This window comes from Methanococcoides vulcani (genome assembly GCF_900111645.1).
GTDB classification, from domain to species: Archaea; Halobacteriota; Methanosarcinia; order Methanosarcinales; family Methanosarcinaceae; genus Methanococcoides; species Methanococcoides vulcani.
Window position 1 is genome coordinate 508,053 of the sequence record NZ_FOHQ01000001.1, and the last position, 14,641, is coordinate 522,693.

General features: G+C 45.5%; 10 protein-coding genes and 2 pseudogenes. 10 read left to right on the plus strand and 2 right to left on the minus strand.

From position 1 onward, the window contains the following. Positions 1–13: 13 nt before the first annotated feature. The 8 genes from BMX02_RS02625 to BMX02_RS02660 are packed head-to-tail and all read left to right on the plus strand — an operon-like array spanning position 14 to position 12,616. Positions 14–1,510, plus strand: a complete 1,497-nt coding sequence (locus BMX02_RS02625; protein WP_091688792.1) for an outer membrane protein assembly factor BamB family protein — start codon at positions 14–16, stop codon at positions 1,508–1,510. Between the two features lie 4 nt (positions 1,511–1,514). Next, entirely contained in the window at positions 1,515–3,197 is a 1,683-nt protein-coding gene (locus BMX02_RS02630) for a WD40 repeat domain-containing protein (RefSeq protein ID WP_091688794.1), read from the plus strand. 10 nt (positions 3,198–3,207) lie between these two features. After that, positions 3,208–7,026, plus strand: coding sequence for a cobaltochelatase subunit CobN (gene cobN, locus BMX02_RS02635; protein WP_091688796.1), 3,819 nt, complete (start codon positions 3,208–3,210; stop codon positions 7,024–7,026). Next, positions 7,026–8,588, plus strand: coding sequence for a hypothetical protein (locus BMX02_RS02640; protein WP_091688799.1), 1,563 nt, complete (start codon positions 7,026–7,028; stop codon positions 8,586–8,588). Before cobN ends, BMX02_RS02640 begins: the two co-directional genes overlap by 1 nt. After that, positions 8,585–10,240, plus strand: coding sequence for an ABC transporter ATP-binding protein (locus BMX02_RS02645; RefSeq protein WP_091688801.1), 1,656 nt, complete (start codon positions 8,585–8,587; stop codon positions 10,238–10,240). The genes BMX02_RS02640 and BMX02_RS02645 overlap by 4 nt, the downstream gene beginning before the upstream one ends. Beyond that, positions 10,237–11,130, plus strand: coding sequence for an energy-coupling factor transporter transmembrane component T family protein (locus tag BMX02_RS02650; RefSeq protein ID WP_091688803.1), 894 nt, complete (start codon positions 10,237–10,239; stop codon positions 11,128–11,130). The genes BMX02_RS02645 and BMX02_RS02650 overlap by 4 nt, the downstream gene beginning before the upstream one ends. Further along, positions 11,118–11,894: an ABC transporter ATP-binding protein gene (locus BMX02_RS02655; protein WP_177165237.1), complete on the plus strand. Its 777-nt coding sequence runs from the start codon at positions 11,118–11,120 to the stop codon at positions 11,892–11,894. The genes BMX02_RS02650 and BMX02_RS02655 overlap by 13 nt, the downstream gene beginning before the upstream one ends. Next, positions 11,891–12,616, plus strand: coding sequence for an ABC transporter permease (locus BMX02_RS02660; RefSeq protein ID WP_091688805.1), 726 nt, complete (start codon positions 11,891–11,893; stop codon positions 12,614–12,616). Before BMX02_RS02655 ends, BMX02_RS02660 begins: the two co-directional genes overlap by 4 nt. 44 nt (positions 12,617–12,660) lie before the next feature. On the opposite strand, the pseudogene BMX02_RS02665 reads toward BMX02_RS02660, so the two are convergent. Both BMX02_RS02665 and BMX02_RS02670 read right to left on the minus strand, forming a co-directional pair. Then, positions 12,661–12,960: pseudogene (locus tag BMX02_RS02665) on the minus strand (transposase); the annotation flags it as partial. A gap of 79 nt (positions 12,961–13,039) precedes the next feature. Then, positions 13,040–13,309, minus strand: a pseudogene (locus tag BMX02_RS02670) (transposase); the annotation flags it as partial. Between the two features lie 303 nt (positions 13,310–13,612). On the opposite strand from BMX02_RS02670, the gene BMX02_RS02675 reads away from it, so the two are divergent. Beyond that, positions 13,613–13,960, plus strand: coding sequence for a MarR family transcriptional regulator (locus tag BMX02_RS02675; RefSeq protein ID WP_091688807.1), 348 nt, complete (start codon positions 13,613–13,615; stop codon positions 13,958–13,960). Then, positions 13,961–14,578, plus strand: coding sequence for a 4Fe-4S binding protein (locus BMX02_RS02680; RefSeq protein ID WP_177165238.1), 618 nt, complete (start codon positions 13,961–13,963; stop codon positions 14,576–14,578). Positions 14,579–14,641 lie beyond the last annotated feature (63 nt).

Below are 14,641 nucleotides of genomic sequence, written 5' to 3' on the forward strand. Positions count from 1 at the left end.
AAAGGTGATAAATATGCAAAAAACAATAATGGCCGTGTTGATCACATTACTAGCTGTTGTATTATTTTCAGGGTGCATAGCCCAAAGCGAAAACATGGATGTGATCGAAACCGATAGTATTGCTCAGGTAATTGAAGAAGAACAGTCATACGATGAAAATGCAGAACCAAACACTGCATCTAAAACTATGCCTGTTGGCGATGAATTCCAGTCTCCATATATGGTGTGGGAGCTGGAACTTGAAAACGTCCCGGCAGAGAACATTTCACAGGGGTGGACAAATGTCAGGGAATGTACAAAATTCTCACCCGATGGCAAAACCGTGGTGGTGGGTACAGCAAATGGCCATATCCAGGCTATTGATGTGATAAGTGGAGAGGTATCCTGGGAGAAAACCGTCGCTGGAGCCATTTATGACATGTCATTTTCAAAGGATGGAATGTACCTGATGGTGGGTGAAAAAAGCCAGGAGGGTTATATATACTCACTAAATGCCCATTCCGGGGAAGAAGTGCACAGGTACAGGACTGCTGATGACCTTGGAACACATTCAGTTGCAAAATATCAACCTGCTGTGTACAGGATAATCACCACCAATGATTCCGTATACGTTGCTGCAAGCAGATACTGGAAGGACGATACGTACAGTCTGGCATCCAGGGTGTACAGATTCAATCCGGACGGAACTCTTGTATGGAAACTCCCCGCTTCAGGGAACTATGACCGCAGCATTAATTGGATTGATTCAAGCCTTGATGGAGACAATGTGGTCTTTGTAGCAGGTGACTGGACGAACTCGCTTGGAGTTGATGCAGTCGTCCACTCTGTTGATAAGAACGGTAATCTGAGATGGGATTTTGAAATTGAACCGCTTAAACCTTATTTTACTTCGGCTGCAGTCTGGCATGGGCTGGATGTCTCGGATGATGGGGATCTTATAACCGTCCTTACAGGTGACGGGCGGGCATATCTGTTCAATGACTCGAATATAGGAAGGATAGCTAAGCCAGAGTGGCAAATAGAGGTCTCCACTCCACAGGAGGTGGCTGGAAGTGCCATATATGCCTATGGTGACAGTGCATATGTCGCCGCAGATGGAATCATCTATGTTACCGGGTCCACATTCCCGGCATACTACCCTGACAGCGTGCCAATGGAACATCCCGATGGAAATTCCCTTTTAGTATATGATTTTGATGGGAACCTTTCATGGAAGTATGGAATGGAAGGACACAGCAGTGGCATTTCTTTCTCAAAGGATAAACAGCAGTTCTCCCTGCTTGTCGGTAAGAACATCGTCACCGGAGATACATACGCCCATGGATTATATGTCTTTGACAACCAGATCCCTGGAAGCGCTTCTTCCAAGATGTACTGGATGTTTAACACAGAGGGCATAGTTGTGGATTCGGACATCTCAGCTGAAGGATACCAGGTAGCCATCGAGGTGCCTGTAGAATTGGAAAATGGGGATGTGATGGGGGAACACAGGTTGATACTTCTGAGGTGAAAAGATGAAATGGAAAATTATAATGATCTTACTTGCGGTTTCAATGATCGCAGGATGTGTTTCTGAAAACCCTGATACAAACAGCACGTCAGCATCAATTTCAGGGGATGTTGAAAATACGGCAGAGGCTGGAGTCCCCATCGACTCGATTCTCTTTATGCGGACTGGTGCCCTCATAAGTATGGGGAATGACGAAGAGGTTTCCACCATTAATGTATATGATGGCGGGAAACAGCTGGTCTCACAAAGTGTGGGGGAGCGTGTGAAAGAGGTCTTTGCAGGTTTTGACTGGGACCAGAACGTGAAATACAGATTCGAGGTCGTAGCAGACAACAATGCGGTTAGCACATTGGACGTATATGCCCCTGCCAAGCCTGCGCTACTTAATGTGGATACGATCGAGCTTGAAGATGTGGAACCCGGCGAGATATGCAAGACCACAAATAATGTGGAAGGTGTCTTGAAGTTCTCTCCTGATGGCAGGTATCTTTGTATTGGGACCCATAACGGTCATCTGCGTATTATTAATGTGGTTGAGGGGAATGAGATATTTGATGAAAAAATATCCGAAGGAAATATTATGTGTATGGAGTTCTCTCCTGACAGCAGCTCCCTATACGTAACAGAAAAGAGTATTGATGGATTTATCTACTGTTTCGATATCAATGGAACACAGCGCTGGAAGTTCAGGATTGCGGATGATCTGGGATCCGACCTCAAATACATGCCTTCTGTAAGAAAGGTAGTTTTCGATTCTGATGGGAATGTCTATGCTGCAGGCAGCCGTTATTGTGGCTGGGTCTCAGGGACGTTCAAATACAGTGCAAGGGTATACTCACTTGATCCCGAAGGTAATCTTCTCTGGAAGTTCCCGGATTCGGAGAACATGGACTCTGGGGTGTCATGGATTGATGCAACACCGGATGGCGAATATGTGGTCTTCAGCACTGCAAATTTCGGGAAGTCTGAAAAATGGAAAGATGGAACAGTTCATGTCTTAAATGGAGAATCTGGAGAGGAACTGTGGAACTATAAGATCCCACCTCTGGAGCCTTATTTTAAATCGGTATCCGTCTGGTACAGCACGACCATCACACCTGATGGAAATTATGTGACCTCACTTGCAAGTGATGGACGCGGTTATCTATTCAACAACAAAGAGATCCTGCAGACCGGAAATTCAGAACCTGTGTGGCAAAAGAACATATCCACACCTATTACCGTGAGCGGCATTCCAATCTATGGTAGTGCCAATTACGGCTACAACGTCAATGACAGCATCATATTCTCGGTAGGAAGTACTTTCTCAAAAGCTAAAGATAAGGATGCTCCGATCGAGCACCCCGGAGGAAACAGCCTGTATGTCTATGATCTGGATGGCAATCTCCTCTGGAAGTGGAGAGTTGAAGGCTATACAGGAGAGCTGGGGATTGCAGACCCCTACCTTGTTGCACCCATATCCCAGAATCTGGTGACAAACAACCTGGATGTCCACGGAGTCTACGTATTTGACATGTCCAAGAATGGTGGTGCCACATCAAAGCTTGTCAATGTGTACCGGACAGAGGGTATCACCATAGCAGCCGATATCTCCCCCGATGGCAGGTATATTGCAGCTTTCGAGGCTCCTGCAAGACTGGAGGACGGCAGCGTGATCGGAGATTACAAGGTTCATATTTTAAATTAAGAGGTTGATCATGAAAATAGCATCTATAATGTGGAACTCTTATATTCCGGTGCTTGCAAGGGCGAGCGAGAAACTCGGGTTCGAACTAGCTGCATATGCCACCGGAGTTCTTGAAGACGATCCCCAAAAGATGGAGGAGGCAGTTAAGGCGTGTGATGAGGCGGATGTGATCCTCCTCTATCATACGGATAATTTTTTTTGGGAAGAACTTGAGGAAAAACTAGAGTCTATAAAGGACAGGGTTCCTGTTGTATGTCTTGGACATGACCCGGCGTATTGGAAGCTTTCGACAGTGGGACCGGAGATTGTAGCCAATTGTTATTCCTATATCACCTTTAATGGTGAGGAGAACCTCACCAACCTCTTGCTTTATCTCGGAAAAGAAGCTTTGGGACTGGAACTTGAGGCCGGGCCCCCTAAAAAGGTACTATGGGATGGGCTGTACCATCCGGACGCATCGTACCAATTCCCAAACGTAGACAAGTATCTCCAGTGGTATAAGCCTGATAGCAGGAGGACTGTCGGAATCCTGTTTTCGAGAACCTCATGGGTAAACAATGCTCTGGATATCGAGAATACCTTAATAAAAGAGCTTGAAAGTAGGGGTTTGGGCGTGATACCTGTCTTTACCTATTCTGTTAAAGATGATGAGCTGGGTGCCAGGGGGATGGACGAGGTCATCAACGAGTACTTTGTCAAAGACGGAAAACCCCTTATTGATGCTCTTGTGAAACTTTCACCTTTCTTTATCACAAGTAGCATCAACAAGACACATGATGAGGCAAATGCCAGAAATGGTATTGGCCTGTTAACGGAACTTGATGTCCCTGTGTTCCAGCCCATTATTTCATACCATACGACAACGGAACAGTGGGAAGAGTCCAATGGTCTTAGCAGTGACATTGGCTGGAGCGTGGCCATGCCTGAGTTCGAAGGCGTTATTGAGCCTATAATAATAGGTGCAGGCCGAGTGCAGGATAACTATATAGAACGCATTCCCATAGTGGAACGTTGCTCCAAACTGGCATCAAGGGTGGAAAAATGGGTGCAGCTAAGGAATAAGCCGATCTCAGAGCGCAGGGTTGCTTTCATCCTTCATAACAATCCATGTGCAAGTGTCGAAGCCACTGTCGGTGGTGCTGCTCACCTCGATTCCATTGAAAGCACGGCACGGATATTGAACCGGATGCAAGATGAGGGGTATCAGATCAATCCGCCTGTAGATGGCAAGGAGCTCATCGACACCATCATGAAAAAGAAGGCGATCTCAGAGTTCAGATGGACGACAGTGGGAGAGATTGTTAAAAACGGCGGTTATCTGGACCTTGTGGATAAAGAACAATATGAGGTTTTTTTCAATACACTTAGTCCGAAGGTCAAAGACAGAATGATCGATGCATGGGGTAATCCTCCCGGTGAGGCAAAGGACGGTGTGCCCGCTGCAATGGTCCATGAATGTAAGATAGTTGTGACGGGCGTGGGTTTTGGTAATGCGGTAGTCTGTGTGCAGCCAAAACGCGGATGTGCCGGTACCAGATGTGATGGAGAAGTATGCAAGATATTACATGATCCTGATCTTCCGCCAACGCACCAGTATTTGGCGACTTACCGATATCTTGAGAACACCTTTGGGGCAGATGTGCTGGTTCATGTGGGCACACATGGGAACATGGAGTTCCTGCCGGGCAAAGGTGTGGGTCTCTCTGGTGAATGCTACCCTGACATTGCAATAGGCAGTATTCCGCATCTGTATATCTACAACGCTGATAATCCGCCGGAGGGGGCAATTGCCAAGCGGAGGGGGCTTGCCACACTCGTTGACCATATGCAGACCGTTATGACTGGTAGCGGACTTTATGATGAACTGGAAGAACTTGATCGGTTGCTTGGGGAATACGAGCAGGCTAAACATGATCCCGGGCGTGCACATGCACTTGAGCACCTGATCTATGATGAGATCGACAAATCCAATCTCCGGTCTGAAATACGTCTTGAGGATAATATGCCCTTCGGCGATGTTGTAACCCGGACACATGAGGCCCTCGGAAAAATACGAAACACACAAATACAGAGTGGAATGCACATCTTTGGCCAACTGCCAAAGGGGGAAAGACGTGTCGAGTTCATAAACTCCATTTTGCGATATGATGATGCTGATGGAGGTGCTTCACTTCGCAGGATCATGGCAGGTCTGATGGAACTGGATTTTGACAAACTCATTATTGATAAGGGTGCGGTATTGCCAGACGGCAGGTCCACAGGTCAGATCCTTGAGGAAATAGATGCCTTATGCAAAGATTTCATCAGGAAATGTCTGGAGGACAACACAACGGATGTATCTGCAATTGTGGGAGAGATACTCGGCGACCGCTTGCTAGGTACAGAGACAGGGCTTGCAGCAATCAGTGAACGCATCGCTGACCTTAACCTGCGGATAGAAGATTCAAAAGAGATTGAAAGCCTGTTGCATGGGTTCGATGGAGGTTATATTCCTGCGGGTCCTTCAGGCCTTATTACACGGGGCAGGGATGACATATTGCCCACAGGCAGGAATTTCTATTCTCTTGATCCGTATAAGGTTCCTACCAAAGCCGCCTGGCGAGTTGGGAAGAAATTGTCACAGGCTGTGGTTGATAAATATGTAAACGAAGAAAGCAAGCTTCCCGAAAATCTGGCATTCTACTGGATGGCAAGCGACATCATGTGGGCAGATGGTGAAGGGATGGCACAGATAATGAGCTTGTTGGGTGTTGAACCTGTCTGGCAGGGCAACGGCAGGGTCAAGAGTTTTAAGATCATCCCGCAGGACAAGCTTGGAAGACCCAGAATAGACGTTACTCTCAGGGTATCGGGCATCCTTCGTGATAACTTCCCCAACTGTATCGAACTTATAGATGAAGCCATACAGGCTGTCGCATCACTGGATGAACCACTGGACATGAACTATGTACGCAAGCATTCCCTTGAGATGGCAAAGGAGGGTACAAGCTGGCGGGATGCGACCCTGAGGATATTTTCAAGCAAACCCGGGACATATTCCGCTGGTGTACAGCTTGCGGTGTATGCCAGTGCGTGGAAAGATGAAAAGGACCTTGCTGAAATATTCCTTTACTGGAACGGCTATGCCTATGGAAAGGACGTAAATGGGACAGAGGCTCACCAGCATCTTGCTAATAATCTGAAAACGGTTGACGCCACCTTCAACAAAGTTGTAACTGATGAATATGATCTGTGCGGATGTTGTTGTTATTTTGGCGCCCATGGCGGGATGACCGCGGCTGCAAGACATCTTTCAGGAAAGGAGGTGAAAACATACTATGGTGATACCAGAGAGCCCGGACATGTTGAGGTCAGAGACCTGGCCGACGAGATCAGGCGTGTGGTCAGGACAAAACTTCTGAATCCCAAGTGGATAGAGGGGATGAAGGAGCACGGATACAAAGGGGCAGGCGATATTTCCAAGAGGATTGGAAGGGTATATGGCTGGGAGGCATCCACTCAGGAGGTCGATGACTGGATCTTTGATGACATAACAAAGACCTTTGTGCTGGATGATGAGACGCGGCAGTTCTTTGAAGAAAATAACCCGTATGCTCTGGAAGAGATCGGCCGCAGGTTACTGGAAGCCGAGTCAAGGGGATTATGGGATGCTGATCCGGATGTGCTTGATGGGCTTAAAAATGCTTACCTTGAAATAGAAGGCTGGATGGAAGACCTAGCAGGGGAAGGGGAGTTCCAGGGCGGAGCCGTGGATATCATGACGACGGAAGATGTTCCCGACTGGAATGAGAAAATGCAAGAGATCAGAATGAAGATCAAGGCAGACTGATGAAACCGATACTGTTAGCTCTGGTTCTGGTACTTCTCACTCTTCCCCTGAGCACAGCACAGGACGTAGGATTTGCACCAGAGGAGATGTTCTCCTTTTCGGTGCAGGTCCCCTATGGTGCTAAAGAGGGTGGACTTGCAGTACAGGGCAGCAACCTCTCAGCATATCTTTTTGTGGAGAGCTTCCAACACGGGGACATGGATGTCAGAGTACATCTGGACCTTCCTGATGAGTTCGAGGTAAAAGACGAAACCGTGCAGATGTTCAGGCTTCACACCGAGTATGATGATTGGTATCGGTTCATCGATTTTCATGTTCCGCCTGATGTACCTTGCGGGATATATACCATTAACACAACAGCATACATTGATTTTGGGGACCAGCATGAGATAATCGAGCGCAAGACCACGCTCAGGGTCGCATCAAAGAATGAAATTTCTGACATGATCTCCATAGTCAGTGTGGTGATACCATCTGATGAAGATGGAGTGGGCGATCCAAGCAGACCGGAAAACTCCATCATTCTGCAGGAAGCCTCCCCATTCATCAACAAAATTAAAAAGATAGCTGGTATGGGTGATAGCAATGAGGATGTCAGGGTAAGCTATGTTGGAGTTGAGATCGAAAACAATGGTGATGAAGCAGTACCACTGATTGTGTCCTATGAGATCCTTGATATCAAGACCATGCAGGAGATCGGAGAGTTCAAACCAACCCTTATGGGCATGTCAAGCAAAACATTCAGCTATTCTAACATCATACTGCCTGCACGATCAAGTAAGGTCGTTGGCCTGCCTATCTACACCACAGATTCGGTAATGGGCGGCGAGTATCTGCTTCGTGCCCGGGTAACGGTCACTGGAAGTAACTGGGATGCCGCAACGTCTGATAATAAGATCACTGCTATCTCCAGAAACTGGACTTCAGTAGTTGTCAGTTTAGTTGCCTTTTTCTTGAGCATTACTACCATCGGGATATTTGTGTCACGTTCAAACGAAATCATGAACAGCTTTAAAACTCGTCATCTTGTGATGATATCCCTCTTTGGTACTGCCTCCTTTGCGGCGGTAAATATCCCCATGACCTTCCTATGGGAGATATCCCATGCTGTATTTGGACCCTTCAGTTTCCTTTTCACGGGCATCTTTTATGAAGTGATCCTGTACATGCTGATTGTTGCAGCTGTGGTGCTGATACCAAAACCGGGTGTTGTGTTCCTGCTGCTGATGGTCCGTTACCTGTTAAATGGTATAGTGCTTGGACATTTTAATCCGGTATTCCTGTTATCCTATTCTGTCAATGCAATTATTCTGGAAATCATGCTGTATGCAGCAGGTACAACCAGAGGAAATATGGACAAGCTCAAGACAGGGCTGGCATGTGGAGTTGCAGATGCGATATCCCAGTATGTCTCCTTCAGTCTCTGGATGGTTTTGTACAGACTGTTCTACAGTGATTGGTACCTCAAAGCCAATATCCTCATTGACGGTTTTATCTACACTTTCATCGGGGCATGGCTAGGGATAAAACTTGGTAGCAAACTCAAGAAGGTGGTTGAATGATTGTTATTGAAGATCTATGGTACACTTATCCAGGAAGAAACGAACCCACACTAAGAGGGATTGATCTCACCATCGAGGAAGGGGAGTTCGTGCTAATAACAGGTCCAACGGGATGTGGAAAAAGTACACTGCTAAAAATGCTCAACGGTATCATCCCGCATGAGTCGGGCGGGGAAATGACGGGAAAGGTCAACATCAATGATGTGAATACTGCTGATTCCTGTATGATGGACCTTGCCCAGCTTACGGGACTGGTCTTCCAGAATCCTGATGACCAGATATTCTCGACTGTTGTTGAAGATGAGATTGCTTTTGGACCTGAGAATCTCTGTTTCTCAAAAAGCGAGATTGACAGAAGGGTTTTGGATTCGCTTGAGATGGTAGGTATGTCTGATCACAGATATGCACAGACCAGCAAACTCTCAGGTGGCCAGAAACAACGTATATGTATTGCAAGCATGCTGGCAATGATGCCGGGAATTCTGGTTCTGGATGAGCCGATCAGCCAGCTGGATCCAAAGGGTGCTGCCGATGTCATGCACACGATCCGGGAGCTCAACAGGAAACTGGACCTGACCATTGTTCTTGTGGAGCACCGTCTCCATGAGATTGCACATCTTGTCGACCGCATAGTTGTAATGGATGAAGGCAAGATCGTGCTCGATGCGCCCATTTCAAAAGCATTTGAACACATAGGGCTATTCCACAGTCTTGGACTCAGGATCCCTGAAACTGTAGAACTCTTCCACAGGCTTGGATATGACAGGTTGCCGCTTCTGGTCGATGATGCATTGGACATGCTTGGCAAACAGTCAGGATGTAATACGGTTCCACTCTACGAAAGCAGCGACTACCCCAATGAACAATGCAACAGGGGAGATCCTGTGATATCCATAACAGACGTATGGTTTGGATATGAAAAGGATACAATGGTGCTAAAAGGTATAGACCTTGATATCCATGAAGGAGAACGCGTTGCATTGATGGGAACCAACGGTTCGGGAAAGTCCACTCTGCTGCTACATCTCTCAGCGATGTTAAAGCCCGATAAAGGAAGTGTTGAGATCATGGGAATTGATACCGGATCTAAAGGTCCCTATTCCTTTGCAAGTAAAGTGGGACTGGTTTTCCAGAATCCTGACCTTATGCTCTTTTGTGACAGCGTTGAGGAAGAAGTAAGGTTTGCACCTTCAAATCTGGGATTGGAGGACCCGGTACAGATGGCCGGGAACGCTCTTGAATCCATGTCGATCCTTGATCTGCGATTAGACCCTCCCCAGGCATTGAGCAGGGGGCAGAGGCTGAGAACGGCTGTGGCTTCTGTATTATCCGTCCAGCCAAAGCTCATGCTTCTTGATGAGCCAACTACCGGACAGGATAAGCTTCATATCGAACAGATGATGGAACACTTTGTGAAAAATGACAACACCTTGGTTTTCTGTACACATGATGTTGAGACCGCTATACGTTATGCAACCCGGATCGTTGTTATGAACGAGGGAACCGTGTTAGCGGATGGTGACAGTAGAGGTGTCTTTAAGGATGTAGAAGTGCTTGAGCGGGCATCCTTGAAACAGCCTTGTGCTATGCAGATAGCTCGAAGTCTTGGGCTGGATGCATTTTGTGTGGATGAACTGGTGGAGATATTATGATACGTGCAAGATCTATTTCAGAACCCACGATCAAGGATACAATAATCCATCGGATGGATCCCAGAGCAAAGATCATAATGTTGGTGGCGGTTTCATTTATTGTTGTAGCCCTGGATAATCCTGAAACCATGTTGATCCTGTTCCTGACAGTTCTTGGTGGGTTCATACCTGCAAAAATGCCGCTCATAAAGCTGAAAACCCTGGGTTTCTTATTGTTACTTTTGATCTGGGGTACTATGTATTCCCAGGCCCTGTTCTATTCCCAGCTTCCAAGAACTGTGATCTTCACGATAATAAGCCCGGACCTCCCGTTCCTTGGCTGGTTCACGCATGGTGGATTGTTCATATACAAAGAAGGAATCCATTACGGAGCCGTACAAGCCCTGCGGTCAGCTACCGTACTGTCACTTGGATTATTGATGGGCTGGACAACCGATCCAAGAGATATGTTAAACGGTCTTGTGAGACTTAAGATCCCATACAGCGTGGCTTTTATGGTGGTCACAGCCGTACGTTTCCTGCCAATCGTTATTGCAGAGGTGGCAACTGTGGTAGCGGTCCAGCGGCTCAAGGGCTTTAAACCTACAAAATTCGGATATGGCATGATCAAGACAGCTTTGGGAATACTTACCCCCACTCTTGCCAATTGTGTGAGGCGGGCAGGTGTCCTTGCGGTATCGATTGAAAGCAGGGCGTTCCGTGCTAACCCGACACGCACATATCTTAAGGAACTTAGATGTTCCAATTTTGACATTGCAATCATAACGATCACAGTTTCACTTGCAATAGCCATCATAAGTGTCAAGATACTCTTTAACCTGTACACAAGTGAGGTTTATTATTCCACGTATTTAAGAGAGATTTATGCATTCGCGAGATGGTACCTTTGATAGAAATTAACGGTTTAACAAAGTATTTCGGGGATCTATGTGCTGTTGACCATATAGATCTTGAAGTTGGAAATGAGATATTTGGTCTTCTTGGTCCAAACGGTGCAGGAAAAAGTACCACTGTCAGGTTGCTCACCACACTGCTAACACCCAATAGCGGCTCAGCACGGGTCTGTGGATATGATGTTGTAAAAGAACCCAACAAGGTACGGGAGTCCATAAGTTATGTGCCTCAGGATATGGCAGTTGACATAAAACTGACCGGACGTGAGAATGTACGGCTCTATGCCAAGATATACCGTGTGCCTGACAGGGAAAATCAGGTGGATAATGTACTTGAACTGATGGAACTTACCGAGCGTGCAGATGACCTTGTAAGAACATATTCCGGCGGTATGCGAAGAAGACTGGAACTGGCACAGGCCCTTGTGCACAAACCTAATGTATTGTTCCTGGATGAGCCTACCTTGGGACTGGATGTGGCTGCACGCAAAAAGATATGGGAACATATATCCATGCTACGAGAGCGAGGCATGACTATTTTCATGACCACGCACTATATGGAAGAGGCGGATGAGTATTGTGACAGGGTTGCTATCATCGATAAAGGTAACATTGTAACTGTGGATTCGCCAAAGAACCTGAAACAACGTCTTGGGACTGGTGCTTCAATGAACGATGTTTTCCTTGAAAATATCAAAACTGCAGAAGAGGAAGGTTTTGATGCATTCAGGTTTAGAAGTATGTTGAGGAGGAGGACATGAGGGCAATTATACATTACTTTGAGAGGGACTTTAAGAAATGGACACGCGGTAGGATAAATGTTTTCAGTTCACTTATGATGCCGGCTGCATGGCTTATACTGGTAGGGCTTACTCTTCCCACAAAGTTCACGGATAACTATCTTGAATTCATAACACCAGGAATACTGGTAATGACCATGCTCTTCTCCTCACTTCAAGGAGGGTCGCTTATGATATTTGAGAAAATGCTGGGTTTTCTGAACAAATTCCTTGCAATGCCTGCACCCCGGGAGAGCATTCTCTTTGGAAAGATCATGTTCATCACCACCCGCGGCCTGCTCCAGACAACCGTGATACTCATAATTGCCACACTGCTTGGGGTGAGGTTGGAAAATCCGATGAACATTGTTCTAATCTATATTACACTGTTCCTATTCGGAGTGCTATTTTCGTCCCTTTCCACAACGGTAGCCCTTCATCTTAGCGACCACGATGGATATGCGGCAGTAAGCAGCATGGTGAGTATGCCGCTCTTCTTCACAAGCAGTGCGCTCATGCCTTATGATGTCATGCCTGAATGGTTAAGGTTTATGGCACACCTGAATCCTGTAAGCTATGCTATAGACAGCACACGGGAACTGTTCACAGGAGGAATACCGTTTGAAGGAATAGCAGGACTTGCAGTTGCTGCAGCAATAATGTTGATTATTGGTATCTATCAATTCAGGAAAGCCACTGTGTGAAGAACTCTGCAGAAAACCAACTTCCATATTTTTATTGTTTCTCTTTAACATCGTGTGGGTAAACTCAGTTTACCTGCCATTAAGAATATCATTGTATTCCTATACGTCTCAGTCTTTAACCCGTACAATCTCTTAAAAGCAGTCTTTATCTTGTTGTTCGATCCTTCAACAACACCATTACTGATATTTTCCTTAATTGATTCCAGTATCCCATAAGAAATCCTTTTTATCATCTTTGCTAATGTGATAATTTCCTTGATGTTGCTGTGTGTTCCCCAATAATGCCATTTTTCAAGATATTCTCTTATTACTTCTACATTTTTGATTTCCCACAATCGTTGAAGTCCAGAGAATTGCGATTAACTGCTGATTTTTTCAAAGCAAATTTTTTTGGCTAATTTTTTGAGCATTTCTCTTTATTTCCAGTAATTTCCTAAAGGAAATTCTATCAGTAGCTTGCTTTTCAAGTTCAGAATCAGATAAACCATGCTATTGTTGTAGTACTAGCACCTTAAGCATGACCATTTCATCGATGTTTGGTCTGCCACCTAACTCTGTTTTGTTGTTATACATCTCTGCTATAATTGGACGAAATGATTTCCAATCTATGAGAGATTCGATTTCAGAGAGCTTGTCTCCGAGATTTTCAAGACGCTTGTACTCTTCGTTAAAAGCAAAATTCGTTAAGGATATAATATAAAATTATCATAATAGGTTATAAATTTTGCTTCTGTTGGAGCGGTTTATCGAAATCTCTATATTTTTAAATCTTACCATGTGGTTTAAAATTTGATTTTATTCCCAACAGATTAAATTTTCATGGTTCTTATATTATAATATTTTTTCGAATTAGGATATGTGATAATGTAAAAATACATCGATTAACATTCAATTCCCACGGTACTGCCAAAACCATCCATCTTCCTCCAGTACTTAACCATGTTTATATAGAACTGTAATAATGTAGCAGTACTGACAATAAATGAAGGTGATTCAATGATCGATTTCGCATGTAAGGAATTCAAAATTAAAGATGTGATAAAATGTGCTCTGAACCTGACGCGGGCTGACATGAAAGTATTGGAGTACTTCTTTGAAGAGCCTGATATCTGGAGCAAAACGGAGCAGATCGCAATTCTTACAGAACTCGATCTTTCAACCGTCCAGAGGTCTGTCAAGAAGCTGCATGAGAAAGGCATACTGACAAAATCACAGAACAACCTCGACGGAGGCGGATATTCATTCATCTACAGGATAAACAGCAAAACAGAGATCAAAGAGCTGATCATGGACATTGTCAGCAAATGGGTAACGAAGGTCGAACAGGAACTGGAGGACTGGTAAATGCTTAAGATAACACCTTATCTTGGTTCTTTGGTGGTCATAGTCTCTCTCGGGGGTCTTTGGTATCCGATCCTTGGTTACTTCATGTTCCTTGTTATGGGAACACTGTTCATAACCAGCCTCTTCAGAGGGCGTTGGTTCTGTGGGAATCTCTGTCCGCGTGGAAGCTACTTCGATTACGGTATAATCAAGATCTCAAAGAAAAGGAAGATCCCGAAGATCCTGTCAAGCATGTGGGTCAGGGTTCCTGCATTCACGCTCATGATGGCTCTCATGATGTACCGTATCTCGGTAACATTTGCTGCACAGAACACCTTTGAGCTCATCGGTACCATCCTTGTCTCAATGTGTCTTATGACAACCATCATCGGTACCATGCTTGGAGGCTACTTCAACACAAGGTCCTGGTGTAACGCCTGTCCAATGGGAACAATGCAGAGGGTCATCGGCGGTAACAAACACCAGCTTAAGATGGATCATGAGTCATGTGTTGACTGCAAGCTTTGTGAGAAGGTCTGCCCGATGGAACTTGAAGTTCGTGATATCGGCAACAACCCGGACTGCATCAAATGCGGACGATGTGTTGACAAATGTCCGAAGGATTCACTGTCATTCTAAATGGAGAACATTGTTTCCAATTTTTCCTTTTTTAAGTTGGATAAAACTCAAAAATAATCTATA